The organism is Novosphingobium sp. 32-60-15 (genome assembly GCF_002280675.1).
Lineage (GTDB): Bacteria > Pseudomonadota > Alphaproteobacteria > Sphingomonadales > Sphingomonadaceae > Novosphingobium.
Window position 1 is genome coordinate 72,731 of sequence record NZ_NCEN01000018.1, and the last position, 22,973, is coordinate 95,703.

General features: G+C 62.4%; 27 protein-coding genes and 1 tRNA gene. 6 read left to right on the top strand and 22 right to left on the bottom strand.

What is annotated here, in order from left to right; translation table 11 throughout:
• Positions 1 to 9: 9 nt before the first annotated feature.
• From B7Y89_RS12970 to B7Y89_RS12985, 4 genes are all read left to right on the top strand, one after another.
• The gene (locus B7Y89_RS12970) at positions 10 to 909 is read left to right on the top strand and encodes an Hsp33 family molecular chaperone HslO (protein WP_292938925.1); all 900 of its coding nucleotides are present in this window, start codon (positions 10 to 12) and stop codon (positions 907 to 909) included.
• A 132-nt stretch (positions 910 to 1,041) separates the two neighbouring features.
• The gene (locus tag B7Y89_RS12975) at positions 1,042 to 1,473 is read left to right on the top strand and encodes a hypothetical protein (protein ID WP_292938926.1); all 432 of its coding nucleotides are present in this window, start codon (positions 1,042 to 1,044) and stop codon (positions 1,471 to 1,473) included.
• 68 nt (positions 1,474 to 1,541) lie between these two features.
• Complete coding sequence (gene queC, locus B7Y89_RS12980) at positions 1,542 to 2,243, top strand: 7-cyano-7-deazaguanine synthase QueC (protein ID WP_292938927.1); 702 nt, start codon at positions 1,542 to 1,544, stop codon at positions 2,241 to 2,243.
• On the top strand, positions 2,215 to 3,807 hold the full coding sequence (locus B7Y89_RS12985; protein WP_292938928.1) for an MFS transporter: 1,593 nt from the start codon (positions 2,215 to 2,217) through the stop codon (positions 3,805 to 3,807). Before queC ends, B7Y89_RS12985 begins: the two co-directional genes overlap by 29 nt.
• Here the strand turns inward: B7Y89_RS12985 and B7Y89_RS12990 are convergent.
• The 20 genes from B7Y89_RS12990 to B7Y89_RS13085 form a co-directional block, all read right to left on the bottom strand.
• Positions 3,804 to 4,343, bottom strand: coding sequence for a superoxide dismutase family protein (locus B7Y89_RS12990; protein ID WP_292938929.1), 540 nt, complete (start codon positions 4,341 to 4,343; stop codon positions 3,804 to 3,806). The two genes, B7Y89_RS12985 and B7Y89_RS12990, sit on opposite strands and share 4 nt — an antisense overlap.
• Positions 4,344 to 4,437: 94 nt before the next feature.
• Complete coding sequence (locus B7Y89_RS12995) at positions 4,438 to 5,520, bottom strand: OmpA family protein (protein WP_292938930.1); 1,083 nt, start codon at positions 5,518 to 5,520, stop codon at positions 4,438 to 4,440.
• A gap of 193 nt (positions 5,521 to 5,713) precedes the next feature.
• Positions 5,714 to 6,172, bottom strand: a complete 459-nt coding sequence (locus B7Y89_RS13000; RefSeq protein ID WP_292938931.1) for a DUF2793 domain-containing protein — start codon at positions 6,170 to 6,172, stop codon at positions 5,714 to 5,716.
• A gap of 25 nt (positions 6,173 to 6,197) precedes the next feature.
• Complete coding sequence (locus tag B7Y89_RS13005) at positions 6,198 to 8,396, bottom strand: phage tail protein (RefSeq protein ID WP_292938932.1); 2,199 nt, start codon at positions 8,394 to 8,396, stop codon at positions 6,198 to 6,200.
• Between the two features lie 5 nt (positions 8,397 to 8,401).
• Positions 8,402 to 8,785, bottom strand: a complete 384-nt coding sequence (locus tag B7Y89_RS13010) for a peptidoglycan endopeptidase (protein ID WP_366416162.1) — start codon at positions 8,783 to 8,785, stop codon at positions 8,402 to 8,404.
• A gap of 11 nt (positions 8,786 to 8,796) precedes the next feature.
• Positions 8,797 to 9,615, bottom strand: coding sequence for a DUF2163 domain-containing protein (locus tag B7Y89_RS13015; RefSeq protein WP_292938934.1), 819 nt, complete (start codon positions 9,613 to 9,615; stop codon positions 8,797 to 8,799).
• A complete protein-coding gene (locus B7Y89_RS13020) occupies positions 9,612 to 11,948 on the bottom strand; it encodes a DUF2460 domain-containing protein (protein ID WP_292938935.1) in 2,337 nt (778 codons plus the stop codon). Before B7Y89_RS13020 ends, B7Y89_RS13015 begins: the two co-directional genes overlap by 4 nt.
• Before the next feature lie 18 nt (positions 11,949 to 11,966).
• On the bottom strand, positions 11,967 to 12,539 hold the full coding sequence (locus B7Y89_RS13025) for a tail tape measure protein (RefSeq protein ID WP_292938936.1): 573 nt from the start codon (positions 12,537 to 12,539) through the stop codon (positions 11,967 to 11,969).
• A complete protein-coding gene (locus B7Y89_RS13030) occupies positions 12,529 to 12,726 on the bottom strand; it encodes a phage tail assembly chaperone (RefSeq protein WP_292938937.1) in 198 nt (65 codons plus the stop codon). Before B7Y89_RS13030 ends, B7Y89_RS13025 begins: the two co-directional genes overlap by 11 nt.
• Positions 12,723 to 13,037 carry a gene transfer agent family protein gene (locus B7Y89_RS13035; RefSeq protein ID WP_292938938.1) on the bottom strand — a complete coding sequence of 105 codons (315 nt, stop codon included), beginning with the start codon at positions 13,035 to 13,037 and terminating at the stop codon, positions 12,723 to 12,725. Before B7Y89_RS13035 ends, B7Y89_RS13030 begins: the two co-directional genes overlap by 4 nt.
• On the bottom strand, positions 13,037 to 13,444 hold the full coding sequence (locus B7Y89_RS13040) for a phage major tail protein, TP901-1 family (RefSeq protein ID WP_292938939.1): 408 nt from the start codon (positions 13,442 to 13,444) through the stop codon (positions 13,037 to 13,039). The genes B7Y89_RS13035 and B7Y89_RS13040 overlap by 1 nt, the downstream gene beginning before the upstream one ends.
• A gap of 29 nt (positions 13,445 to 13,473) precedes the next feature.
• Positions 13,474 to 13,869: a DUF3168 domain-containing protein gene (locus tag B7Y89_RS13045; RefSeq protein WP_292938940.1), complete on the bottom strand. Its 396-nt coding sequence runs from the start codon at positions 13,867 to 13,869 to the stop codon at positions 13,474 to 13,476.
• A 4-nt stretch (positions 13,870 to 13,873) separates the two neighbouring features.
• Positions 13,874 to 14,053, bottom strand: coding sequence for a hypothetical protein (locus B7Y89_RS13050; protein WP_292938941.1), 180 nt, complete (start codon positions 14,051 to 14,053; stop codon positions 13,874 to 13,876).
• Complete coding sequence (locus tag B7Y89_RS13055; protein WP_292938942.1) at positions 14,029 to 14,580, bottom strand: hypothetical protein; 552 nt, start codon at positions 14,578 to 14,580, stop codon at positions 14,029 to 14,031. Before B7Y89_RS13055 ends, B7Y89_RS13050 begins: the two co-directional genes overlap by 25 nt.
• 65 nt (positions 14,581 to 14,645) lie before the next feature.
• Positions 14,646 to 15,794 (bottom strand): phage major capsid protein, encoded by a 1,149-nt coding sequence (locus B7Y89_RS13060; RefSeq protein WP_292938943.1) that lies wholly within the window; start codon positions 15,792 to 15,794, stop codon positions 14,646 to 14,648.
• Positions 15,795 to 15,878: 84 nt separating this feature from the next.
• Positions 15,879 to 16,334 (bottom strand): HK97 family phage prohead protease, encoded by a 456-nt coding sequence (locus B7Y89_RS13065; RefSeq protein WP_292938944.1) that lies wholly within the window; start codon positions 16,332 to 16,334, stop codon positions 15,879 to 15,881.
• Positions 16,331 to 16,639, bottom strand: coding sequence for a DUF6127 family protein (locus tag B7Y89_RS13070; protein ID WP_292938945.1), 309 nt, complete (start codon positions 16,637 to 16,639; stop codon positions 16,331 to 16,333). Before B7Y89_RS13070 ends, B7Y89_RS13065 begins: the two co-directional genes overlap by 4 nt.
• Positions 16,636 to 17,790: a phage portal protein gene (locus B7Y89_RS13075; RefSeq protein WP_292938946.1), complete on the bottom strand. Its 1,155-nt coding sequence runs from the start codon at positions 17,788 to 17,790 to the stop codon at positions 16,636 to 16,638. Before B7Y89_RS13075 ends, B7Y89_RS13070 begins: the two co-directional genes overlap by 4 nt.
• Positions 17,791 to 17,917: 127 nt before the next feature.
• Positions 17,918 to 19,258, bottom strand: coding sequence for a terminase family protein (locus B7Y89_RS13080; RefSeq protein WP_292938947.1), 1,341 nt, complete (start codon positions 19,256 to 19,258; stop codon positions 17,918 to 17,920).
• Complete coding sequence (locus tag B7Y89_RS13085; protein WP_292938948.1) at positions 19,251 to 19,808, bottom strand: hypothetical protein; 558 nt, start codon at positions 19,806 to 19,808, stop codon at positions 19,251 to 19,253. Before B7Y89_RS13085 ends, B7Y89_RS13080 begins: the two co-directional genes overlap by 8 nt.
• A 222-nt stretch (positions 19,809 to 20,030) precedes the next feature.
• Between B7Y89_RS13085 and B7Y89_RS13090 the strand changes: the two genes are divergently transcribed.
• Complete coding sequence (locus B7Y89_RS13090) at positions 20,031 to 20,669, top strand: YqaA family protein (protein ID WP_292938949.1); 639 nt, start codon at positions 20,031 to 20,033, stop codon at positions 20,667 to 20,669.
• A 76-nt stretch (positions 20,670 to 20,745) separates the two neighbouring features.
• Here B7Y89_RS13090 and B7Y89_RS13095 read toward each other — a convergent pair whose 3' ends face one another.
• The gene (locus B7Y89_RS13095) at positions 20,746 to 21,582 is read right to left on the bottom strand and encodes a MipA/OmpV family protein (RefSeq protein ID WP_292938950.1); all 837 of its coding nucleotides are present in this window, start codon (positions 21,580 to 21,582) and stop codon (positions 20,746 to 20,748) included.
• A gap of 110 nt (positions 21,583 to 21,692) precedes the next feature.
• Complete coding sequence (locus B7Y89_RS13100; RefSeq protein ID WP_292938951.1) at positions 21,693 to 22,658, bottom strand: complex I NDUFA9 subunit family protein; 966 nt, start codon at positions 22,656 to 22,658, stop codon at positions 21,693 to 21,695.
• Between the two features lie 222 nt (positions 22,659 to 22,880).
• Between B7Y89_RS13100 and B7Y89_RS13105 the strand changes: the two genes are divergently transcribed.
• Positions 22,881 to 22,967, top strand: a tRNA-Leu gene (locus B7Y89_RS13105).
• Positions 22,968 to 22,973: the final 6 nt, after the last annotated feature.

The following is a 22,973-nucleotide window of genomic DNA, read 5'->3' on the forward strand; positions in this document are numbered from 1 at the left end:
AGCAAAATCGTGAGCGAACAGGCCCAGCCGTCAACCGGCTTTGATCAACTGCTGCATTTCACCCTGCCCGACCGTGATGCGCGCGGGCGGGTGGTGCGGCTCGGGCCTGTGCTTGACACCATCCTGTCTGCGCACAGTTACCCCGCTCCCATTCGTTGCATTCTGGCCGAGGCACTGGTCGTCACCGCCTTGCTCGGGTCTTTGCTCAAGGATCAGGGCAGCCAGATGACCGTGCAAGCGCAGACGAAGGGCGGCATCATTGACCTGCTGGTCTGCGATTACCGCAACGGTGAACTGCGCGGCTACGTTAGGCACGACCGCGCCCGGCTTGATGAACTGGGGCCGACGCCATCGTTGTTTGCGCTGTTTGGCGAAGGCTATCTTGCAATCACGTTCGATCTTGCCACATCTGGCCAGCGCTATCAGGGCGTTGTTCCGCTTGAAGGCAATTCACTGGCCGAAGCGTGCGAGAGCTATTTCTTCCAGTCCGAACAAGTGCCGACATTGATCCGCGTTGGCCTCCACAACACGCCATCAGGCTGCGTGGCCGGAGGCATGCTGCTGCAGCATTTGCCCGAAGGCGAAGAAGGCCGCGAGCGGTTGCATGTGCAGCTTGACCATCCAGAGTGGGAGCATGTCTCCGTGCTCGGGCGGTCAGTCAAAGATGCAGAACTGGTGGACCCCGCGCTTGACCTTGAAACCGTGGTTTGGCGCTTGTTCCATGAAGAACGCGAAATACGCATCGAAGGCGGCCCAACCATTACTCGGGGCTGCCGCTGCACCATCGAACATTATCAGGATATCCTTTCACGATTCGCACCAGCCGACCGTGAGGAGATGAAAAACGACGATGGACTGATTATGGTCGATTGCGCATTCTGCTCTCGTGAGTTCGAAATCGACCTTTAGCAGCAAACTGAGCTGCACTTTTCACACTTCATCGGCCATAAGCACCGTTTCATCGCAGCAATGTTGGTGATATAGACAGCGCAGTGACCGAAACCACAGCCAGTGGTCTTGGCCGATGGGAAAGTCTGCCTGATGGCTACGAAGTTACAGATATTGGCAAGAGCCGCGCAAGGCTGTGCCTTGGCCATCTGTGCCTATGCTGGTTTCGCAGGCGCTGCGGGCGTCGCGCAAGCGCCAGCACTCGCCATGCTTGACCGGCTTGAGCCTGGCTTGTGGGAAATTTCGCCGCACGGTGCGCAAAACAATGCAGCAGAGCTCTGCATTGATAGCGGCCGAAAGCTTATCCAGATCCGCCATGCTCGCGAAAGTTGCCGAAGGCACGTGATCGAAGATACGCCAAAGTCCGTGGTCGTACACTACACCTGCCTTGCTGGCGGCTATGGCCAAACCAAAGTGCGGTTCGAGAATGCGCGTCTGGTGCAAGTGGAAACGCAAGGCATCGAGAATGGGCTTCCGTTCAATTTTACCGCAGAAGCACGCCGCTCAGGCAGTTGTGGACGCTGAACGAGTGCACCGGTAAAGTTTCCTCCGAAACCATTGCATTGCACGGTCTGCGCGGCTAGCCCCTCTCCATGTCTGCTCTGCCCTCTGCCGTACAATCGCCTCTGGCTGTCGTTCTGCTTTCTGGCGGGTTGGATTCAATGGTCTGCACCGCAATCGCGCAAGAGCAGGGCTTTCGCGTCCTTGCGCTGACGATTGATTACAACCAACGCCATAGAGTGGAGCTGGACGCCGCAAGGGCCATTGCCGTCCGTCTGGGTGTAGAGCGTCATGTTGTTCTGCCGATGGATTTGCGCCAGTTTGGCGGATCGGCTTTGACCGCTGATATTGCAGTACCCAAAGGCGGCGTTGGCGCAGACATTCCCATTACCTATGTTCCTGCGCGCAACCTTATATTCCTGTCACTCGCCTTGGCCTGGGCTGAGGCTGCCGGGTCGAACGACCTGTTTATCGGGGTGAATGCGCTGGATTATTCGGGCTATCCCGATTGTCGTCCGGAATTTATCGGCGGGTTCGAAGCGCTCGCGCGCGTGGCCACCAAGATCGGCAGCGAAGGCGGCACGGTCACCGTTCATGCCCCGCTCCAACACCTGAAGAAATCGGAAATCGCCCAAGAGGCGGCGCGGCTGGGGCTTGATGCAGGACAAAGCTGGTCCTGTTACGATCCCTTACCAGACGGGAGAGCCTGCGGCGTGTGCGACAGTTGTCGCCTCAGGCGCGCAGGATTTGCAGAGGCAGGCCTTGATGACGGAACCCGCTACGGCGACAGCTGAACGGACCACGCACGACCCCCACAACGGTGAAGCCTCGGCGTACAGTTGGTATGTCCTTGGCATACTTGTGCTCGTCTATGTGCTGAACTTTGTGGACCGGCAGATCCTTTCGATCCTCGCCAATGACATAAAGCGCGATCTTTCGCTGACCGATGCAGATCTCGGGTTCCTTTATGGCACCGCGTTTGCTGTGTTTTACGCGCTATTCGGCATTCCTTTGGGACGCCTTGCCGACAATTGGCACCGCGTAAGGCTTATGAGCTTCGGTCTGGCGCTGTGGTCTGTGATGACTGCCGTTTCCGGATTTTCGCGCAGTGGCATGCAATTGACGGCGGCCCGCATTGGCGTGGGCATCGGCGAGGCGACCGCGAGCCCGGCGGCCTATTCGCTCATTTCGGACTACTTCCCGCAACGGTTGAGGGCCACCGCACTTGCCATTTATTCGTCGGGTCTGTTCATCGGCGGCGGTCTATCATTGCTGGTCGGTGGCCTGATTGTCGAGCAATGGAATGCCGCTTACCCCGGCGGGGGTCCATTGGGATTGGTGGGCTGGCAAGCTGCGTTCATGGCAGTGGGCCTGCCCGGCGTGTTTCTTGCCTTATGGGTGGCGACCATCCGGGAACCCGTTCGCGGTGAAATCGACGGCTTGCCAACCGAAAGCTCACCTGCCCCATTCAAGGCGTTCTTTGCAGAACTGTTGAACGTGATCCCGCCGGTTACCTTTCTGGGCGCTGCACGGCGCGGCCCTAAGGCATTGGCCCTGAATGTTTTGGCCGCAGTTTTGATTGCCATCGCTGTTACAGTGCTGACAACACTCCTTGGCACGGCGACACGCCAGCAGTGGGTCTTTGTCGGATTTGGCGTCTATGCCGTTTTCAGCTGGGCCAGCGCGTTGAAATCTTCTGACGCGCCGACGTTCAACCTCATCTGGCGTTCGCCTGCTTTCCTGTGCATCATTTTGGGATATGGAATGGTCGCTTTTGCGTCGTACGCCACGTCATACTGGACCGCGCCCTATGCCGAGCGCGCCTTTGGTATTGCAAAAACAGAGCTGGGCTGGTTCATCGGCGCGCCAAGTGCGCTATCCGGTTTCCTCGGCGTCATTTTGGGCGGGCGCGTTGCCGATTATCTGCACATGCGCATACCAGCGGGCCGTGTCTACGTCGTGCTCTTCGGGTTGCTGATGCCTGTGATCCCGACCGTCATCGCATTTGGCACTGACAGTTTTGCGACCTTTGTCGTGGCATCGTTTTTTGCCCAATTGCTGTCCAGTTCAGCCCTTGGCGCAGCGGCTGCATCCAGCCAGTCACTTGTCCTGCCCCGCATGCGCGGAACGGCCACCGCCACATTTCTTCTGTCCACGACGCTTGTCGGGCTGGCTCTTGGGCCTTTTACAGCGGGCTACATTTCGGCCTCGAACAATGATGATCTGGCCCTCGGCGTGATTTCGACACTGGCATCACTGCCTGTCGGGCTGGTCCTGTTGATTTCGGCCATTCGTCTTTATCCAGCAGCACAGGCGGGCATAACAAGCCGCGCCCGCGCTGCCGGAGAAAAGTGCTAGCCCGGAAAGCGCATCAAGACGCCGCAGGCAACGCGTCCGCCGCTATTGCCGCTTGGATCGGTTTTGTAATCATCCGGACCGGCATGCAAGACAACGGCTGTCCCGTCGGTGTCAAACACGCTTGCCAAAACAGCGGCGGCAGTGCCCGTCAATGGGCCTTCGATCATGCCGGAACCGTCCGTCCCGACCACGATGTTTGGCAAGTCACCAACATGCGGCCCTGCAGGGTTAAGGCTGCCGTGCTGGTGCCCGGTCGGGTTCAAGTGTCCGCCTGCCGAGGTAAAAACGGGCGCTTCACACTTGCCGGTGGTATGGAGGTGAATGCCGTGTTCGCCCGCGGTCTGCCCTGAAACATTCGCGCGAAATAGTACCGCGGTGCCGCTCTGCGTGATTTCCACCGAGCCAACGCTCTGCCCAGACGCGTTGATCAGTGCCGCCGTGGCAAGTGTGCTTGCGCTATTCTGCGGAGGAATTGTCGCACACGCCCCGAGTGATAGTGGCGCCGCAATGGCAACCACAGCAATTCTCAATTTCATTATCAATCTCCGCGAACTGGTTCGTCGAAGACTATAACGAAAAAGGGGCCGGATTTCTCCAGCCCCTCTCAAGATATTCGGTTTTACCCGAAGATTACATGCCCGAACCCGGACCGTACGTGATTTCCACGCGACGGTTCTGAAGTTCACGCACGCCGTCCGAAGTTGGAACGCGTGGGTTGGCTTCACCGAATGCCTGGCTCGTGATCGAACCATCAGGAATGCCGTGCGAGGTCAGGTACGAACGGACCGACGTGTTACGACGTTCCGAAAGGCCCTGGTTGTACTTCGCGGTACCCGAACGGTCAGCATAACCGGCGAGCATGATCGGCACGCTGGCGCAGTTACCGTATGCGGTGACGGCGTTGTCCAGAATGGTCGAAGCTTCCGGCGTGATGTCCGACTTATCCCAGTCGAAGAACACGATGTACGGACCCTTGTTGCAAACCACAGCTGGTGGCGGTGGTGGCGGTGGGGGTGGCGGCGGTGGTGGTGGCGGTGGAGGCGGCGGAGCAGCTTCCTCAACCGGCGCAGCGCCGCCGAAGTTGTAGGCCAGAGTGGCGAGCAACGAGTGCGAACGGAAACGGGTACGTGCGTTAGCACCGCCACCGGTCACCAGGTCGATGTGATCCTGGTTGAAGAAGCGATACTTCAGACCGAAGTCCACATTTTCGCTCAATGGTGTGCGAATGCCGGCCAGTGCCTGCCATGCAAAGCCTGTGTCCGAATCAGCAATGCTGTTTGCAGCATTGTTATACAGCACGGCAATCTTTGCACGGCTGACGCCAACGCCGCCGCCGACAAAGCCCTGAAGGCCATCGTCTGGACCGAAGTCGAGAAGGCCGTTGACCATGAAGCTCAGTGCTTCAGCGCCACCGCCAACTTGAGCTTCCGTCAAGTTAACGCCAGGAGCCTGATAAGCCTGCTCTTCTGCACGACGATAGCTGACTTCGCTTTCCAGACGGAAACCGCCGAAATCATAACCAACGATACCACCGAAGTCATAGCCGGTTTTCGTATCAAGCACGCCGAGTTGACCCGAACCTGCAAGGTTCTCAATGTCTTCTACGATCATCGCGCCAGCATCTGCTTCGACATACCAAGAATCATTCCGCGCAAGCGCAGGTGATGCGATGGCAGTCGTGGCCAAGGCTAAGCCCAGGACAAGTTTCCGCATTATTGTTTCCCCTTATAGCGACATCATGCCACGTCGTGCATTCTGTCTACCGGTTCCAAAGTGGTCATGCAAGTGGACAAACACACTGACTGTTGCATAAAAACAACGAAATGGTTTCGTTGTGACATACAGCACAGTAGTTGTGGGAGCCCTCATGTCCCGTTGGAATGCCGCAAGTGCGTTTTGGTTCCTGTTAAGTCGACGATAAAATGCCGATTTGTTCAAAAACCGCCACCAAAGCGGCAAGACAAGCGCGGGCTTCAACATCCACGACGCCGCCTCCGACAGGCAAATCCGGCGCTAAAGCTTTTGTCCAACCGCCAGAATATTGCCAAAAGGCGTTTGCCGCGCTGTCGAATGCCCTCATGCCTTCGCTCGGTTGAATAAATCGCCAACCGCCTTCCGACCAGCCCGCAATTTTGTCGGAATGTCCTGCAAATGCGCCAGTTGGCGCGGGCCCGACAATCCATGCCATGCCAGCAACCGGTGCAGTTGGCGGCACCGAAGCAATGCCTTCAACGCCGCCAGACAGCAAAAAATCAATTGCTGCAAACGCTTCGTTCACGGTCGCCTCTTTTTGCGCTTGCCCAGCAAAAAGCATCGGTAAGCCAAGGCGTGGTGTTGCTATTGAGTAACTAAGTGGTTCGGGCATTTGAAGAACCTTTCGAATTTTCCAACTAGGCGGGCAAACCGATAATCAGAGGCAACGACCGCGATTGGCGACCGACTTGCCGAATCGCAAAGACGTGCTCGTTTGAACCAGCGCGCAAATCGGCCGCCATCGCGGGTGCAATTTCAAGCGTTGCTGACGGCGTCTGCCAAAGCAGAATCGGGTTTTGCAGCGGGCCAAACCCGATTTCCCAAAGTTCGGTGGCTTCGTTAAGCGGCGTATCAACCTCGTCCAACCACAACCAGGCACCGCGACCACGGCGAATCCAGTTGAGCAACATCCTCCCGTCGGGCGTCGTCATTGCCCGGCCGTGCACAGGTGCCAATGGACGCAACGTCAATCCGGCGTTGCCAATCGGGCTAACCACAGAGCTGGCATCACCGCGGCCAATCGCAATGATTTCAACGCTCGATGAATCGCCGATTTCAGCCGCATTGACAGCAACCACACTGTCATCAAGCAGCGCAAACGGCTCACCCGTTTCATGGCCAACAGTTGCGTGTTCCGTGCCACCCCGCCCCCGCAAAAAGCCTGACAACCGCCAAACCCGCGAATCCAATGATTCGGCCACGGCAAACTGAATGATCTCCGGCCCCAAGACCGACTTGTTCGCCCCCTGCATCAACTGCGCCCAAGTGACGCTGTCCAAGGCAAAGTCCGCCGATGCCAATTCCACATCCACATGACTGGCCGCATCGAACAAAAGGGGTGAGCCATGCGCCAACGCCCCCAGCGCGGTGCCGGCCACAGCGCGACGTCTCCCGGTGGAGCCAAGCCCGTCCATCGCTCCGTCCGGACGCCGCGCAAACAACGCCGCCCCTGTCCATCCGCCAGTCAAGGCGCTGGCGGCAACGCGGATTGCCGCGCTTGTCCCATCACCAACCCCGTCCCACGGCACCTCGAACGCCGCCAACTGCGTCGGGCTTGAAAGCGCGTCCACGGGAAGGTTTGCACGCCCTGAATCAGTGGTGCTTGTTGATGGCGATGCGCTTGGCACTGCTGCCAGATCAAGCATCACGCCATCGGCCTGCCACTCCCACTGGTCGATCCGCCAAACCCCCTCCGCCACCGGTGTCCGCACCATTGCTCCGGGACCAAGCGCCGGATCAATCTCGCTGATCCTGTACCGCAACGTATCACGCGCCTGCGTAAATCGTTGCGCCGCCTTGTCCGCCAGCGCCCTTGCCTCTGCCGCCGTCAACGCGGCTGGCAGTTCGATCACGGACACGTCTCCCGGCCCGCTGCGGCCGATGCTGCGCTGCATGCCCGGCTGATAATCGCGCGCGATATCGTAATACCGCACCGCGCATTGCCGCGCCGATGGCAGGGCATCCCGCCTGCGTGACCAGCCATCGGCACGCGCATCTTCTGCCGAATCACCCCCCGCAGCCGGCGCAGGAAGCATGGGCACCCCCGCATCCGGCGCAACTTCGGCAAGGCCGAACGCCAAAGTATCGCCCTGCACCGCACATGTCATCGGCGTCACATCCGAAAGCGTCGCCAGAACATCACCGGCAGCGCCCTGATCAATCGTAAATCCCGAAACCGGCGTTTGCGCCAGATCGCCTGCCTTCGCATCGGGCAGCATCTCGCCTATCACATCGGCAAAACTCACTGCGCCATCATCCGCGATGATCTCCAGCGTCAGAGACGGTATGCGATTGCCAAAATCGGCAAGCTCCAGGTCCTCGAACACCACATAGGCCAGCCCGCGATAAGCAGGATTGCGCGCCACACCCTCAGCTTGCGCCAACAGTCCGTCCACAGGTTGATCGCCATGGCCTGAATAAACGCGCAACTGACCGCCAGCCTTCAGATCGCCAGCTTCCCCGCGCAACAGATTGCCGTCAGCCCAGATCCGCCCAATCCCGGCAATCGGCCTGCTCGCCACCGCTACCGCAAACGATGCCGAATAGCTGAAGTTCGTCACCGAAGGCCGCCCCTTGCCCCCGCCCGATTTCTCCCGCCGCTCCACCAGTTCGGTCGCCCAGATCACTGTGCCCGATGCACGGATGCGCCCGAAATGCAGCGGCAGGGCCGAGCCATAACTCGAAGTCTGGACTGACAATTCCTTCAGTCGCGGTCCCTCCACACGGCGGCCACCGATAACCGCAGCGTCAACCTGCCGCCCGATCAGCGCTCCCAGCGCCCCGCCCAATGGCCCGCCGAACACCGTGCCAACGGCGGAAAGAATAAGTGTAGCCATGACGATCAATGATCCTTGTCTGCCAAATGCCATTGCATGGTGATGGGCCAGAGAAGCGGGTCCGGCAAAAACGTCACCCGGCCCAGCCCCGCATGGGCGTGCACAAACCCGCCCGGCACCACGATCAGCAAATGTGGCTGCACCGGATTGGCCATGCACAGCACAACATCACCGTTCGCCTCTGCCGGGATCAGACCGCTCTGTTCGGCATGGCCCAGCCAGTGCGCGACTGAGACATTGCGCAGCGAATACCCCTGTGGCGGGCGGGGAGAATATCCCGCCCCCCGCATCGCCGCCGCTACCAGCCCCACACAGTCCAGCCCCGTTTCCGCCACCCGTCCATGCAACCGGAACCGCGTGCCAACGAGGCTTAAGGCTGCCTCCGCCAATGCGGCATCCATCACTGCGCCGCCGGGTAACGGGTCAGCAGATCATTACCCGGCAGGAACGGCTCACCCTGAAAATTCACGCCATTGGCAAACCTGTCAGCGCATGTGCCAATCGTATGGTCACACCCTTCGCGCAAAATCACGCGCAGTCCCGCTCCGGCACTAACCGCCAGTGGCCGCTCCAGCACCAGCCAGTCATCCTGCGCCGCTTGCACGCGCAAAATGATCCCGGCATCGGCCCCGTCCACCGGACGCAGCCAGCCAAAGGCATAATCGGATCCATCGGCAACGCCTGCCAGCTTCACCCACTGCCGGTCCGCCGAAACTTCGGCCAATTGCGCACTATGCGTAAACCGCGCCGCAGAAAGCGCGCAGCCATCGCCGCAAAACTCCGCACGACACGTCGGCGATGTACGCGGCACCACTTGCCGCGCCAAGCCCTGCTTGATCGATTGCAGTTCTGCCGAAAACGTCTCGCCCTCGCGCCCGACCGATCCGATCGTGCCACTGAACAGCGTCTGCGCCTCCAGCGTCTCCCAATCGACCAGCCCCATCGAAACCCGCGCCCCGTCAAACCGGCCCGCCGTCAGGTCTGCCTCCCCAATCGCATCATGGCTCAGCGCGCCCTTCACTTCAGCAGAGTCTGGCTCGAACGTCGCAGTGCGCCGCACGGCGGAAGGCACCATGCCCGGCGCCGTGCGATGGCGCAGCCCCGCAAACACCAGATCGCGGTCATGCCCGGTCAGCCCCAACGCCACGCCATCGCGTCGCTCAATCCGCCACCACACCGCCACTGTTTCCAAGGCATCGGAAAACCACGTCCGGCTCATGCGTCTTCTCGCAATTCCACCAGCGGCACACTCGGCGCTTCACCCGCTGCAAACTCCGCACCCGATATATCCAGCCGGTCCTCGGCAAACCGCACCGGCACATCAAACAGGAACCCTGCCCGCACCACCGCGCCCACGGCAGGCGCGCTCGCCAGAGCAATCACTCCCAGCGGATCAACCGCAAAGTCACCCGTCTCCACCCCGTTCACGCTCACCCGCACCGTGCCGCCACGCGGTCGCGTAATCCTCCGCCGCTGCGCGTCCTCGTCATCGCCATACAGCTTGACCAGTTCGAACCGTGCCGTCGCGCCATCCCCCAACCCGATCACCTGATCGACTGGTGTCGGCGTCCCCGTCATGCCGTTCGAGCTGAAATCAGATGGATCGCGCAAACGGAACCCGCGCGCCTGCCCCCGCCGCGCCCGGAAAAACCCGATCAGTTCGCCCAGCTCCGCCTCGGACCGCACCCCCGGTCCCACATCAAACCGCAGCCGCGCGTCAGACCACAAGCTGTTTCGCCGCTCGAACCCCGATGCGGTAATCGTCACATTGGTCGAAAACTCGGGCGTCACCGAAGCATCGCGCCCCAACGCCAACGGAAAGAGAACATCGTCAAAAGATTGCATCGTCGCATCTCCGCTCGTTTCGGGAAGCCGGACATAGCCATCGCGGGAAACCTGCGGCAGCGCCCAGATAAACGTCTCGGCGACGCCCAGCGCCACAGCCTCGCTTGCCGCCGCATCAATGCGCGGCCATTCCATCGCCGCATTCGCGCCATCCAGCACAAAGCCTGACAAATAATGCTGCCGCGCGCGCGGGTAATTCAGCCGCGCCTCGGCAATCACGCGGGCCTGCGCGCGCAAGGCATCCTTGCCCGCCGTTACCCAGTCATAATCTTCCAGTTGCAACACATCGAACGCGGGCGATGCCCAGCCCACCGGCAAGTTCGCGCGCAATGCCTCGGGCGTCACCGGATCAAGCACGGTCGGCAAAAACGCCAGCAGCAGCGTCTCTGCCCCCGCCACACCCGCCGCCGCCTTCACCGCCGCAGCCAGATCAGCCGTAGATTGCGCCAGCAAGGCCCCCGCAGCATCCAGCAGCGCCTTTTGCGCCGCGCTCAAACCGGCCCCAAGGTCGGGAATGTTAACGGGACTTCCGCCAAACGCCGCCCGCGCCGCAGCATCATAAATGCAAATCTTGCGCTCGGCCGTCACCCACCACCACGGCTCACCCACCTGATGGCGCACCGGCAACCCCGCATCCAACAACAACCCGACCAGCGCCACGCCAACCTTGCGCACCCACGCCATTGCGCCTGAATGCGCAGGCGAAAGCAGCGCCGATGGCGGCGACCATCCGGTAAGCCCCGCAACACCCTCCCAAGTCCGCTGTTGCCAGGCCGCAGGGCAATGTTGCGCCAGCAACTCGTAAGATTGCGATGCAATCACGGTGAAGCCCATCGCCGCAGCCTCGGCCAGAAACGCCTGATGCCAGCGCAGCGCCGCCACATTGAAAGCAGGCAAGGCCGGGTCCACCACAAAGCCGCCAAGCCCATCGGGCGCTAACGGGAAAAAGTGGCTCATCCCGATGTAGTGATTGATGCTACCGCGATACCCCAACCCACGCACCTGCCGCAGCAATCGCGCAGGCGTCAGGTTATAGGCATCGTCATACCCAGTACACATGGCCAGCCCGTGCGGCGGCACCATCACATCGCCGATTTCCAGCATCGGCTTGTGGCCTTCACAACGGATACCGGTCAGTTCCGCCCAACCCGCCACCGCTTGCGCAAACGGCGCAGCACTTGCGCCATATCCCGGTGCCACCAGCGAAATGAACAGCCGGTCAATATCCGCCGGATACACCGGATCGGCTTCACCTGGCAGCATGAACCCGCCGTTCAATGCCGAAAACGGCAGCGTCACTTGCGCATCGGTCGGCGTCCCGGTCGCGTAGTTCCACAACCGCACATACCACGCCCGCGCATTGCCCGCCGCATCGCGCCCCTCGATCGTCAGCGTCGGCCCGTTCACCGCATCCAGCGGCAAAACCCCGCCAGACCGCCAGCGGAATGAAAGCGTCTGCCGCGAATAATCGGTCTTCGTCTCATAGGCCAGCAGCGGGTGGTCCCACTTATCCTCTGATTCCCAGATCAACCCGATCAGATCATCGGCCTTCCGGAACACCGTATCCACGCGCAAAGCATCGGGCGCAGTTGTGACGACCGAAGCCATCGCAGGCCGTGGGAAATTGACCGTCCAGAATCGCGGATCGAACCGCTGGATCATATCCGTCTGCTGCACCGTGCGGCGCGTGGCAAGCCAGTGGCTCATATGGGCTTCTCCGCTTGATCAGAAATCGTTGAGAGCGCGGCGCACCGCTTGCGCCACCTGACGGCCGGACCGGCGCAGGCTTTCGGGCTGGTTGCTGCCTTGCGGGCTGACGATCCTGATCGAGACGTTCACGTCCCGCCCCTTGCCTCCGCCCACCGAAGGCTCCACCCGCCCGGCGGATGTCGGCACGAACATCTCCGGCCCGCGTTCTCCCACCAGATAGCCGCGCCCCGGTGCCACCGGCCCGCCCGTGGCCCGCCCCGGCAAGCCAAAGATCGATCCGATCAGGCTGCCCAGTCCCAATGACGCCCCGCCAGCACCGGCCCCGCCGCCCAGTGAACCGATGCCTGCCTGCACCGCCTGCGCCGCAATATCGCCCAGCACATTCAGCGCCACCCGCCGCAAGTCCTCAAACCCCAGCGACCCGCGCCGGATCGCGCCCAAAAGGCCCCGCTCCAGCGTATCGCCCGCGCGGCCAAAGCCATCCACCAGCACCGAATCAAAGCTGCCGCGCATTTGCGCCACATCGGCGGCAAAGCCCGATGTATTGGCGCGCACGTCGATCATCAGCGTGTCGAGTTCATCCGCCACGGTCTGCCTCCATCATCTTTTCAAGGGTGCGCTTGTCCATCGTCCCGCCCTCGGGCTGGCGCATCGCACTTAAAACCGTCGCCAGTTCCTCGGGCGTCGCGGCCCAGAACGCGTCCGGCATCCAGCCCAGCAGCAGCGCCGCCTGCCCTCCCAGCCGCGCGGCGCTCGCCCCGAAGGTCTCGCTCACCCCGCACCTTTCAGGATTTGCACGATCAGCGCGCGCAACGGCGGCGTACACGCCGCTAGCCCCTCGCGCGCCACGGCATCGGCAAAGTCATCGCGCTCCAGGCCATTGCGCTCGCGTAAGCAGTGCCAGAATAGACCGACCATCTCGGTCAACCGCAATTGCCCTGCGCTGGCCCGCTCAACCAGCCCGAACAGCGGCCCTAGTTCCTGCTCTGCCGCCACCAGCGCGCCAAACGTTGGACGCAATACCAGGGGTTGCCCGCCGATCACCAGCACGGCCTCCCCGCGAAAGGGGTTCGCAGCGTCCGCCATCAGACTTGCGCCACCAGGCCAGAGCTTTCTAGCGTCATGGTGTAATTGCGCTCGCCGTTGAAATCGCCGGAATAATCCAGCCGCTGGACAAGGAACTTGCCGCGCATCCGCTCGCCGCCCTCGAACGAAAGCTCATAGTCGGCAATCGTGCCCGCCAGCGCATTGCCGCGAATGCTCATCTCGGCTGTGCTGCCCAGGAAAATCCCGGCCGCACTCACCGTCACCGAACGCGTCCCCGCACCCGAAAGCAATTCGCGCCAGCCGCCCGAATCCTTGCTGGTAATCACCACGGATTCGCCGTTGATAGACATCTGCGTGGTCCGCAAACCGGCAACGGTGTTATAAGTCGGCGGCGATGCGCCATCGCTGATCTTCAGCAGGAACGCGCTTCCCTTCTGGGCTGCCATGGTCATATCTCCTTGGAATGAATAAGGTTTCAGGCCGCCAAAATGCGCGCCCGGTATTCAAGCACCACCACGCGCACCGCCTCGCCGCGCTGCTCGGCCCGCGCCCGCAGCAAACCGATGCTGGCCACGCGAAAGCCATTGGCCGATTGGTCTGCCGGAAGGCTCTCCACCCGCGCCTCGATCCCGGCCACCAGCGATGCACCGCCCAGCGGATCGTCACTGCGAAAGTTCAACTCCAGCGCCACGCGCACTTCGCGCCCCGCCAGCGTCTTGGTGCCCCAATTTGTGCTCGCACTGGTCGTCAGTGCCAGCCACGGCAGGGCTTTGCGCAAAGGCGCTTCCTCAACCACCGCGTTCAGCGCCGCTGCCAATGCCGCATCGCTGGAAAGCCACGCGATCAGCGCAGCCCGAAAAGGAATCTCCATCGCGTCATTCCCCTCCAAACAGCGGCCACAACAGGCTCGCCTTGCGCCACTTGCGCGCATCCCCGCCTCGCGCGGTCATCACCGCCCGCGCCTTGGCCAGCGCCGCAGCCCTGTCGATCAACCGCCGCGCCAATGCGCCGGTCACTGCACTTGCGGTAATCATGCCAAACGCATCCGCCGCCATGGCCGCCACAGCGCTGCCACCACTGCGGGCGGCACCGGCGCTGCCTTGCGCTCGTCATCGCGGCCCCGGTGCTGGTGCGCGCAAAGCCTGATCACGCCATGCCGGATCGCGTCGGGCAGGCCGTTCCAATCCGCCGCCAATCCGGCAGAATACGTCACCACCACCCGCGTCTGGTTGATGGCTCGGCGCAACCGCACCCGGCCCACACCATCGGCATCAAGATCAAATTCATAATCCGCTGCCGCCAAAGCCGTCCGCGCACCAGCCAGATCAAGCGCCGCCAGCGCCGTAATCGCGCGCACTGGCCGGGCCGACAGCACCTGCCAATCGCCCTTCGCGCTCAACGTCTCTTCACAGCCCGATTGCAATGGCATCGCGCCGATAAAGCCTTCGCAAATCTCGAACGCCGTGCGCAGCAGCGCCAGCAGTTCGGCATCGTCGGCAGACCGGGATATGCCCAGCCACGCCTTCAGTTCGCCAAGCGCCGCCGAAGACAAGGCAGGCGGTGCGATAATTGCCCGCATCATGGCAATCTCCGGTCAATATATCGGGAAAGGGGGGCGCGCGGCCCGTTGCCAGGCCGCGCGCATATTCAGGCTGCGATACGCAGCAGCTTGATCGCATCGCTGTCCATCACCTGCCCGCCCACACGGCGGGTGGCATAGAACTGGACGTAGGGCTTGTTGGTATAGGGATCGCGCAGGATCGTGGTCTGGCGACGCTCGGTAATCAGATACCCTGCCTTGAAGTTGCCAAACGCAATCGGGAACTGGTTCGCCGCCACATCGGGCATGTCTTCCGCCTCGATCACTGCATAACCCAGCAGACGGTCAGGCTGGCCTTCCATCAGCCCTGCCTGCCACAAGAACGCGCCATCGGCGGACTTCAGCTTGCGCACAGCCGCAAGCGTGGTCGAATTCATCACCCACACCGCACCTTGCCGCAGCGGCGCTTTCAATTGGCACACCAGATCGATCAGCTTGGTTTCGGGCGTTGCCCCCAGCCCTGTCGCATTGCCCGAACCGATGAACTGCAACGCCCCAAATGCACGGGCTGCATCGCCTGCCGCGCTCGCCGTGACGGAAAGGAACCCCATCGGCTGGTTGGTGCCGGTCCCGTTGATAAATGCCGCGCCCTCTGCACGGGCAAATTCGGTGCCGATCTCGTTCGCCAGCCAGCCTTCCAGATCGAATGCTGCATCATCCAGCATCGCCTGCGTGGCCGAAGGGTTGGCATAAAGCTCGCCCATCGGCGGAATGATCTCGGCCAGCTTGGGGCTTGCCGTTTCCGGGCGCGCACCCGTCTCGCTCACCCATCCCGAAGCCGTCCCACCGGTCGAAATCAACCGCCGGAAGCCCGAAGTCCCCGTCCTCACCACATTGGCAACACTGCGAATCGGGCTGATTTCCACCATCCGGCGCGCAATCATCGCGTCGATTTCCTTTGGCACCGCAAAGCCGCCATCAGCACTCACCGCCGTGGTCATAGCCTTCAACTCGGTCTCGCGGCCATGGCGCAAATAGCCATCAACAAAGCCCTTCACCTCGGGGCCTGATGCAACGCCTGCCCCGTCCAGCAGCGGACGCGCAGCAGCACGGCTGACCTTCTCCAGCCGCCCCTTCACTTCGTCCACATCGCTGCGCAGCGTCGCCAGCGCGGCATCCTGCGCTTCCTGGCGTTCGACAATATCGAACGAGGCATTCAGCGCACCGGCTTTGGTTTCAAAGTTCACAGTATCCATGGGGCACAACGTCCTTTCTGCATGAAACAGCCACCCCATGGGGTAGCCGTGGGGGTATCTTCCGGTAATGATGGTGGCAGTGGATCAGGCGGCGTCTGGCGCCATTGCTTCCACATAATGAACCCGCGCCATTGGCTGCATCGGCCGTGTCACCAGGCTCACTTCACTAATCTCAAGGTCGTGCAATTCACGCCCGCCGGGCAAAGCCTTGCCCTGCCGCACCCGGTATCCGAACGACAGGCCGTTCACCGCGCCATCCCGCAACGCGCGCGCTGCAATGGATTCCGTCGCCGTGATGGAAGCAACCACGCGCAAACCCCGCGCATCCTCGCGCGCCACATCGATCCAGCCGATCTGCTGGTCGCCCCGGTGCTGCCACAACAGCGGCAATCGCAAGCCATCTGCAATCCGCCGCTCAAGGCTGGCGCGGAAAGCCCCCGGCAGGATCGTGTCCCCGCCGCCATCGCGCTTTCGGAAAATCGCGGCATATCCGGCAAAGCGCACAGGCGCGGCCTTCATTTCAGACAACAAAGTGGTCATCGCACCAGATCTCCCGATCCAAACCGCACCGCGATGGCAAACAGCAGCAGCGCCAGCACCGCACGCACCACCCAGCCCACCGCCGCTTTCCACGCGCTCGCCTTGGCATCGCGCCACGCGCCCAGCAGTTGGCGCAATTCGGCCAGGTCATTGTGCGCGCTGTCATCGGCCAGCCCCATCCGCGCCAGCACCCGCACCGCGCCCAGATCCGAAGCTTCCTCGACCACCGCCCGCAGCGTCACCAGATCGCAGCCCTCGCCCTCGGCCTGCGCCACCAGACGGGCCAGCATGTCTTCACGGTTCATGGCTTGATCCCCAGCATCGCACGCTTTTCGTCGCTTGAAAGAAACTCTGCGGCAGATACCTGCGCCCACAACCGCTCGCGGTCCTCGGCCAGCGCAGGCACACGGTCCAGATCAACACCCAGCCGCGCATCGCGGAACCACGGCGACAAGCCCTCGGCAATCGCCACCAGAATCTTGCCCGCCACCGGCAAAAGCGTCAGCCGCCACAGCGCCCGGTTGGCCTCGCGGTAATTGGCATATGTATTGTCGCCCGGAATCCCCAGCAGCATCGGCGGCACGCCAAACGCCAGCGCAATGTCGCGCGCCGCCGCCGCTTTCAGCGTCGCAAAGTCCATGTCGGCGGGCGTCAGTGAAAGGCTCTGCCATTTAAGACCCCCCTCCAGCAGCATGGGCCGCCCCGCGTTCGCTTGCCCCGCATAGGCCGCCGTCAATTCGCCCTTGATCCGGTCAAACTGGTCCGCCGTCAGCGAAGCGCCGGGTTCACCCGGATCATAGACCAGCGCCCCTGATGGCCGCGCGGCATTCTCCAGCAACGCCCGGTTCCACCGCGCCGCCGCATTGTGGATCGCCACCGCCTCGTCCGCCGCCTCCAGGCAGCCCGCGCCATAATGGTCATCAACCGGGTGAAAGTGCTTCACATGGATCAGGTTGGGCCGCCCGAAATCATCCACCGCCTCAATCCGCAGCGCCTTCTCGCCCACTTTATAGGCAAACGCCGCAGGCCAACCGCCTGCATCGGGCAACACCGTCACCCGTTCAGGCCGCAGCGCAAACAGCTCCACCGGATTGCCGTCCACATCGCGCAGCACTTGCACATAGCCATTGCCATGCAGCATCAGATGCGCCGCCAGCGTCTCCAGCAGCGGCTGCCCCGCGCTCGTCTCGCTCACCAGCGCCAGCAACGCGGGATCAGACGCCACCACCGGTGCCCCGCCAATCCCCTCGGCCACCAATCGCACAGCCCGCTGCGCCACCGGATTCTTCAAATAGGCCTCACGGATCGCCACCGGATAATTGATCGGTCCATGGCTGGCCTCACCCCGCCAATCCGAAGCCGCAATCCACGGTGAAACAAAACTCCGCCCCAAAGGCGCACGCGGCGTCACCGCCTCGCCCTTGAACGCAGCCGCAAGCGATTGAAAGAACGACATAATCAGCCTTTCGAAAATGAGAATCCGCCCAACGAAGCAAAGGCGTCAACTTACTCCCCTCCCGCTTGCGGGAGGGGCCGGGGGAGGGGCTGTTACTCAACGCCCTGTTCAGCCACGCTGACACCCCTCAATCAAACCAGATGCGCGGCTCCCCGGCCCTGCCCAGCATCAGTTCTGTCAGCGCCCACACACAGGCATCGGCACGATCGGGCGACCGCCCCGGCCCCTGATAATCCCCGCCCGGCATCAATCCGCACAGTTCATCCTCCAGCCGTGGGAACATCCCGGCGTGGCGCACGCGCCCTGCTTCATAAAGCGCTGCCACCGGCTCGGCCCGCGCCGCCTTGCCACGGCTTGCATGGACAAGGCGCAAGGGCAGCGATGCCTCGGCGGCGCGCAGCACCGCTTCCACCATCGCCCCGCCCTGGTTCGCCTCGGCCACCACCCGGTCTGCCGACCAGGCAAGCGCGGCATCTGCAACGGCGCGGGCCCATCGTTCGGGGCTGGCCTGTTCAACCGAACAATCCGCCAGCACCCGCGCGATCCTGTCGTCACCCAACCCGCACACCACAATCCCGCAAGCATCGCCATGCGCGCTGGCAGGCGGGTCAACCGCCACCACAACCCTCGTGCATGGCGGAGCAACGGCTTCACGCGCACTTTCAATCAGCGCGCGGCTCCACAGCGCGCCCACCAGATCACTGATCAATTCGCCGTAAAGTTCCTGCCGCCCCAGCAACGTGTCGCCAAACGTCTGCTCCATCGCCGCGATAAAACGCGCTGGCAGGTTCGGCGCGTTGTCAAACGTGCTTCCGCGCGTCAGCACCACGCCGCCTGCCTCGCCCTCGTCCAGCATCCTTGTCACCAGCGGCACCGGTCGCGGCGTCGTGGTCGCCAGCATCCGGGGATCATCGCCCAGCCGCAGGCCCATCAGCAAATTATCCCAGGCCGAAATGGCCCGGCTCGTCCCGCGCAGCGCGCCTGCATCCCACTTGGCCACCTCATCACACCACGCATGGCTATGCTGCGGCCCGCGCAAACTTTCCGGCTCTCCTGCCGAATACAAAAACGCTTGCGCCCCGTTTTTCCAGACCAACCTGCGCACCGATGATTCATACACCGGCCGCTTGTCTGGTGACCCAACCGAAAGCAGCCCGCTCTCGCCTTCCACCATAACGCTGCGCGCCTCATACAACGATGCCGCCACCAGCGCGATCCGCGCGTCGGGATCATCTTCGGCCTGCTGGCGCACCCATTCGGCACCCAGCCGTGTCTTGCCAAACCCGCGCCCGGCCATCACCAGCCAGATGCGCCAGTCACCATCCGGTGCCTGCTGGGCCTTGCGGCCCCACACTTGCCAGTCCCACAGCCATTCGCGGCATTCATCATCGGAAAGCTTGTGAAAAAATCGGTCGATCTTTTGACGATCGGCATCGAACAGGGTGTCCAGCCTGACGTCATCACCCATGCGCCGCGCCCGTCATCTCCTGCTCTGCCTTGCGCTGCGCCAGCACCTGATCGCGCAGCGCCAAAAGCTTGGCGTGGATCGATGCCCGCACTTGCTTGATGTCGGAATTTTCACGGATCGCGCGCTGGCGGGCCACTGTCTCGCGATGCTGTGTCAGCAACCGAAGCGCATTGGCGTTATCGAACTTTGCCTCGCCATCCCTGGATTCGCCAAAGCGCAGCCGGTGCAGCAGCTCCATCTCAAGGTTGTCATACCCCTCGCACAAAGCCTCGCGCCACGCCTTTGCAAAGCCCGGCTCGCTGCGTCGCGTTTTATAGGCGCGATCCGGCTTTACGCCCGCCTTGGCCGCAGCCGCTGTCACATTCGAAGTTTCCGCCAGCGACGCCAGAAACTCGCTGCGCCATGTCGTGCGCGCGATCCCCATGGAATCCGCATCTTCGTCGCTGCCTGTGACGCTATTGCCCTCCATTTCGCTGGGTGATGCAGGTACGCATTGCGTTGCTGTCACGCATGCCGTTGGGGTGCGCGCGGAGCCGGTCGGCTTGGCCATTCAGACCATCCTTACGTTTGAATTGAACGAAGTGTCACGGATATCGGCAGCGCCACATGCCGCCCGTCCGGGGCGACTCGGCCTGTTCCGATGTTCTTGTTATGTACCGAATGGGCGCGTGAATGTCAATCAAAAAGTGCCAATATGGTTAATCAAACCACTGCTGGCACTTTTCGCGCGCCTCGCTTAAACGCTGCACCGCAACAATTGACGGGATTCCTGATGCTCCGCCGCCTCTACGATTGGACATTGGCCAAGGCCTCGCATCCGCACGCCGAATGGTGGCTGGCCCTGTTCGCGTTCATGGAAGCCAGCTTCTTCCCCATCCCGCCGCACCCCCTGCTCGGGCTGATGTGCCTGGCCGAACCAAAGCGCGCCATCCGCTTTGCCGCCATAGCCACCATCGCCTCGGTCCTCGGCGGCCTGCTCGGCTACGCTATCGGCTATGGCCTGTACGACACTGTCGGCACGCAATTGCTCGCCGCCCTCGGCCTCACCGAAAGCTTCCCCAAGGCGGCCTGCTATCTGCGCGATTACGGGGTAGAGATCATCATGATCAAGGGCGCCACGCCCATCCCGTTCAAACTGCTCACGATCACGGCGGGCTTCATCGCCATGCCGCTGGTACCGTTCATTCTGGCCAGCATTGTCTCGCGCTCGATCAGCTTCATGATCGTCGGCGTGCTGTTCCGCCTGTTCGGCGCCCCGATCAAGCGCTTCATCGACAAATACCTCGGCCTGGTCACCATCGGCTTCGTCGTCCTCGTCGTCGGCGGCTTCATCGCCGCCACCATGCTCGGCGGAGGCGGCACGGCTGAATCAAAAGCCAAATGCGAACAAGCCGCCCCACTCACTGTATAAGCCACCCTTCTTCCCCCCTCCCGCAAGCGGGAGGGGTTGGGGGTGGGCTCAAAACATCACCCTGAAAATCTGCCCTCTACAACCCGAACCGCATCCCGTAACCCAGCCCGACGGTAATCTGCATCCGCTGCCCCCGCTCACGGATCAACGATGTCCCCGCAGGTTCCCCGCCCAGCCGGTCTACCCCGCCAAACAGCGTAACCGAACGCCGCCGGTCCAAAGGCCGGATCAGCGCTCCGCCAACGCCATAGGACACCAGCCCGCCATCGGGCCGCGAAACCGCCAGACCGGTGCGCTGCGCCTGCCCCGCATCCACGCCAAAGTATGTCTGCATAAAATCGCCGCTGGCCAGTGTCGCGCGCGGTCCCACCGAATAGATCACGCGCCCGCTACGGCCCTGCACCGCCAGCGATACATCGCCAACAACACCCTGGTGCGCGCCAAAGCCCTGCCGCACTTCAACCCGCCCGCGTAGCCGGTTCTTCGGCCCGAACCGCTTTTCAACAAAGCCGCCCGCCTCACCGCCAAAGCCGACATCGCCCATCCCGCGCAAAGCATCACTGCCGCCTGCAAGCTGAAAGGGCGATCCGCCATCGTTCTCGTTGCGGCCAAAGCGCGGCTTGATCACCGGCCCTGCTTTCCAACCGTCGCGGTTCACCGCGTTCCAGCCGATCCCGTCGGGCACCGATGCAAAGATCGTATCATTGTAATTCAGCCGGATATCCGGAAAGATTGACAGCGCCGTATCGCGCGACCCTTGCCACGCGTTCCCGAACACCGGCGCCAGCCCCAGCGTCAGCACCCAACCTTGCGGCCCCGCAGGCGGCCTACCCTTTTGCGACCCCGCGTCTTGCGCCATCACCGGCCCGGAAAACGCCGCCGCCAATATCGCAAAGGCCGTAACACGCAACATCCGCTCTCTCCATCCGACGCGACCAATGCAAAGGCCATGGCACAGCGCACCTGAACGCCGCTTTGCCCGATCATGTCGAATGATGGCTTGCCCGCAAAGGCAAGCGCGGCTCAAACAGTCTTGGCTTTCACCCCGAACCGCCCGAACTTGCGATACCGCGTCATCCACCGGTCAAGGAACAACCCCAGCGGACGCGGCGCAACGCCCAGCGCCTCGATCCCCGGCAAAGTCCCCGTCGCCACATTGCCCGCCGCCAGCAGCTTCCATTGGTCCGTGGTAATCGGCGCACCCGGCAACCAACCGGTCAACGCTGCAATCGCAGCCGATACCGCGTCGGGCAATTCGGCAAACACCGGGCTGCGTCCTGCCGCCTTGGCAATCCGGCGGTTCAGCTCGCCCATCGTCACCACTTCGGGGCCAGCCAGCTCATACGTCTTGCCACCATGCGCCAATGGGTCCGCCAGCGCGCTCGCCACCGCCTCTGCCGCATCATCCACAAACACCGGCTGCAACTTTGCGTCCGGCCCGAACACGGGCAACACCGGCAGGCTTGAAACCAGACCGCCAAACATGTTCAGAAAATTGTCGTCCTCGCCAAACAGGATCGATGGCCGCACCACCGTCGCCGTTGGAAACGCAGCCAGCACAGCCACTTCACCCTCGGCCTTGGTCCGGGCGTAGGCCACATCAGATGCAGCATCGGCCCCCAGCGCCGAAACATGCACAAACGCCGTCGCACCGGCATCCTTGGCCGCTTTCGCCAACGCCCCAACGCCGCTGCCCTGCAGCCCGTCCAGATTGCCCGCAAACGCACCGACAAGATTGACCACCGCATCAACCCCGGTCAGCGCCGCGGCCACCGTATGCGGTTTCAGCACATCCACCGCCACCAGTTGCGTCTGCCCCAGCCCGCCCAGCGTCTTAACCCGGAACGCGCGCTCCGGATGGCGGCTGCAAACGCGCAACCGCGCTCCGCGCGCCAACAGCTCTTGCGCCAGATGCCTACCGAAAAAGCCGGTGCCGCCTACCAGCGCTACCAACATGCCATCGAGATCGCGCGTCTTGCCCTGTGCCATATGACCCAAATCCTGCAGATAGTGGCAACGCCCGAAAAGAGACGCACCCATCCGCCGCCTTTGGCACAGCAAAGGGCGCGCTTTCAATGCCGAACATCCCCAAACCGCCCTGCACAACAAAAAGAGTCAGCGATTCCCGGTTTTGCCCCGTTGACACCCCGCCCCCCGTACCTTAGTGGCGCCCTCCTACCCGGCAGACGGCCCATTCGCCTTCTGCCCCGTGCCCAGATGGCGGAATTGGTAGACGCACCAGCTTCAGGTGCTGGCGCTCGCAAGGGCGTGGAGGTTCGAGTCCTCTTCTGGGCACCATTTGTT

Bases quoted from the DNA above. Each gene is read 5' to 3' on its own strand.
- B7Y89_RS12975 (WP_292938926.1), top strand. From the start codon at position 1,042: ATGGCTACGAAGTTACAGATATTGGCAAGAGCCGCGCAAGGCTGTGCC.
- queC (WP_292938927.1), top strand. From the start codon at position 1,542: ATGTCTGCTCTGCCCTCTGCCGTACAATCGCCTCTGGCTGTCGTTCTG.
- B7Y89_RS12985 (WP_292938928.1), top strand. From the start codon at position 2,215: ATGACGGAACCCGCTACGGCGACAGCTGAACGGACCACGCACGACCCC.
- B7Y89_RS12990 (WP_292938929.1), bottom strand. From the start codon at position 4,343: ATGAAATTGAGAATTGCTGTGGTTGCCATTGCGGCGCCACTATCACTC.
- B7Y89_RS12995 (WP_292938930.1), bottom strand. From the start codon at position 5,520: ATGCGGAAACTTGTCCTGGGCTTAGCCTTGGCCACGACTGCCATCGCA.
- B7Y89_RS13000 (WP_292938931.1), bottom strand. From the start codon at position 6,172: ATGCCCGAACCACTTAGTTACTCAATAGCAACACCACGCCTTGGCTTA.
- B7Y89_RS13005 (WP_292938932.1), bottom strand. From the start codon at position 8,396: ATGGCTACACTTATTCTTTCCGCCGTTGGCACGGTGTTCGGCGGGCCA.
- B7Y89_RS13015 (WP_292938934.1), bottom strand. From the start codon at position 9,615: ATGAGCCGGACGTGGTTTTCCGATGCCTTGGAAACAGTGGCGGTGTGG.
- B7Y89_RS13020 (WP_292938935.1), bottom strand. From the start codon at position 11,948: ATGAGCCACTGGCTTGCCACGCGCCGCACGGTGCAGCAGACGGATATG.
- B7Y89_RS13035 (WP_292938938.1), bottom strand. From the start codon at position 13,037: ATGGCGGACGCTGCGAACCCCTTTCGCGGGGAGGCCGTGCTGGTGATC.
- B7Y89_RS13040 (WP_292938939.1), bottom strand. From the start codon at position 13,444: ATGGCAGCCCAGAAGGGAAGCGCGTTCCTGCTGAAGATCAGCGATGGC.
- B7Y89_RS13045 (WP_292938940.1), bottom strand. From the start codon at position 13,869: ATGGAGATTCCTTTTCGGGCTGCGCTGATCGCGTGGCTTTCCAGCGAT.
- B7Y89_RS13050 (WP_292938941.1), bottom strand. From the start codon at position 14,053: ATGGCGGCGGATGCGTTTGGCATGATTACCGCAAGTGCAGTGACCGGC.
- B7Y89_RS13055 (WP_292938942.1), bottom strand. From the start codon at position 14,580: ATGATGCGGGCAATTATCGCACCGCCTGCCTTGTCTTCGGCGGCGCTT.
- B7Y89_RS13060 (WP_292938943.1), bottom strand. From the start codon at position 15,794: ATGGATACTGTGAACTTTGAAACCAAAGCCGGTGCGCTGAATGCCTCG.
- B7Y89_RS13065 (WP_292938944.1), bottom strand. From the start codon at position 16,334: ATGACCACTTTGTTGTCTGAAATGAAGGCCGCGCCTGTGCGCTTTGCC.
- B7Y89_RS13070 (WP_292938945.1), bottom strand. From the start codon at position 16,639: ATGAACCGTGAAGACATGCTGGCCCGTCTGGTGGCGCAGGCCGAGGGC.
- B7Y89_RS13075 (WP_292938946.1), bottom strand. From the start codon at position 17,790: ATGTCGTTCTTTCAATCGCTTGCGGCTGCGTTCAAGGGCGAGGCGGTG.
- B7Y89_RS13080 (WP_292938947.1), bottom strand. From the start codon at position 19,258: ATGGGTGATGACGTCAGGCTGGACACCCTGTTCGATGCCGATCGTCAA.
- B7Y89_RS13085 (WP_292938948.1), bottom strand. From the start codon at position 19,808: ATGGCCAAGCCGACCGGCTCCGCGCGCACCCCAACGGCATGCGTGACA.
- B7Y89_RS13090 (WP_292938949.1), top strand. From the start codon at position 20,031: ATGCTCCGCCGCCTCTACGATTGGACATTGGCCAAGGCCTCGCATCCG.
- B7Y89_RS13095 (WP_292938950.1), bottom strand. From the start codon at position 21,582: ATGTTGCGTGTTACGGCCTTTGCGATATTGGCGGCGGCGTTTTCCGGG.
- B7Y89_RS13100 (WP_292938951.1), bottom strand. From the start codon at position 22,658: ATGGCACAGGGCAAGACGCGCGATCTCGATGGCATGTTGGTAGCGCTG.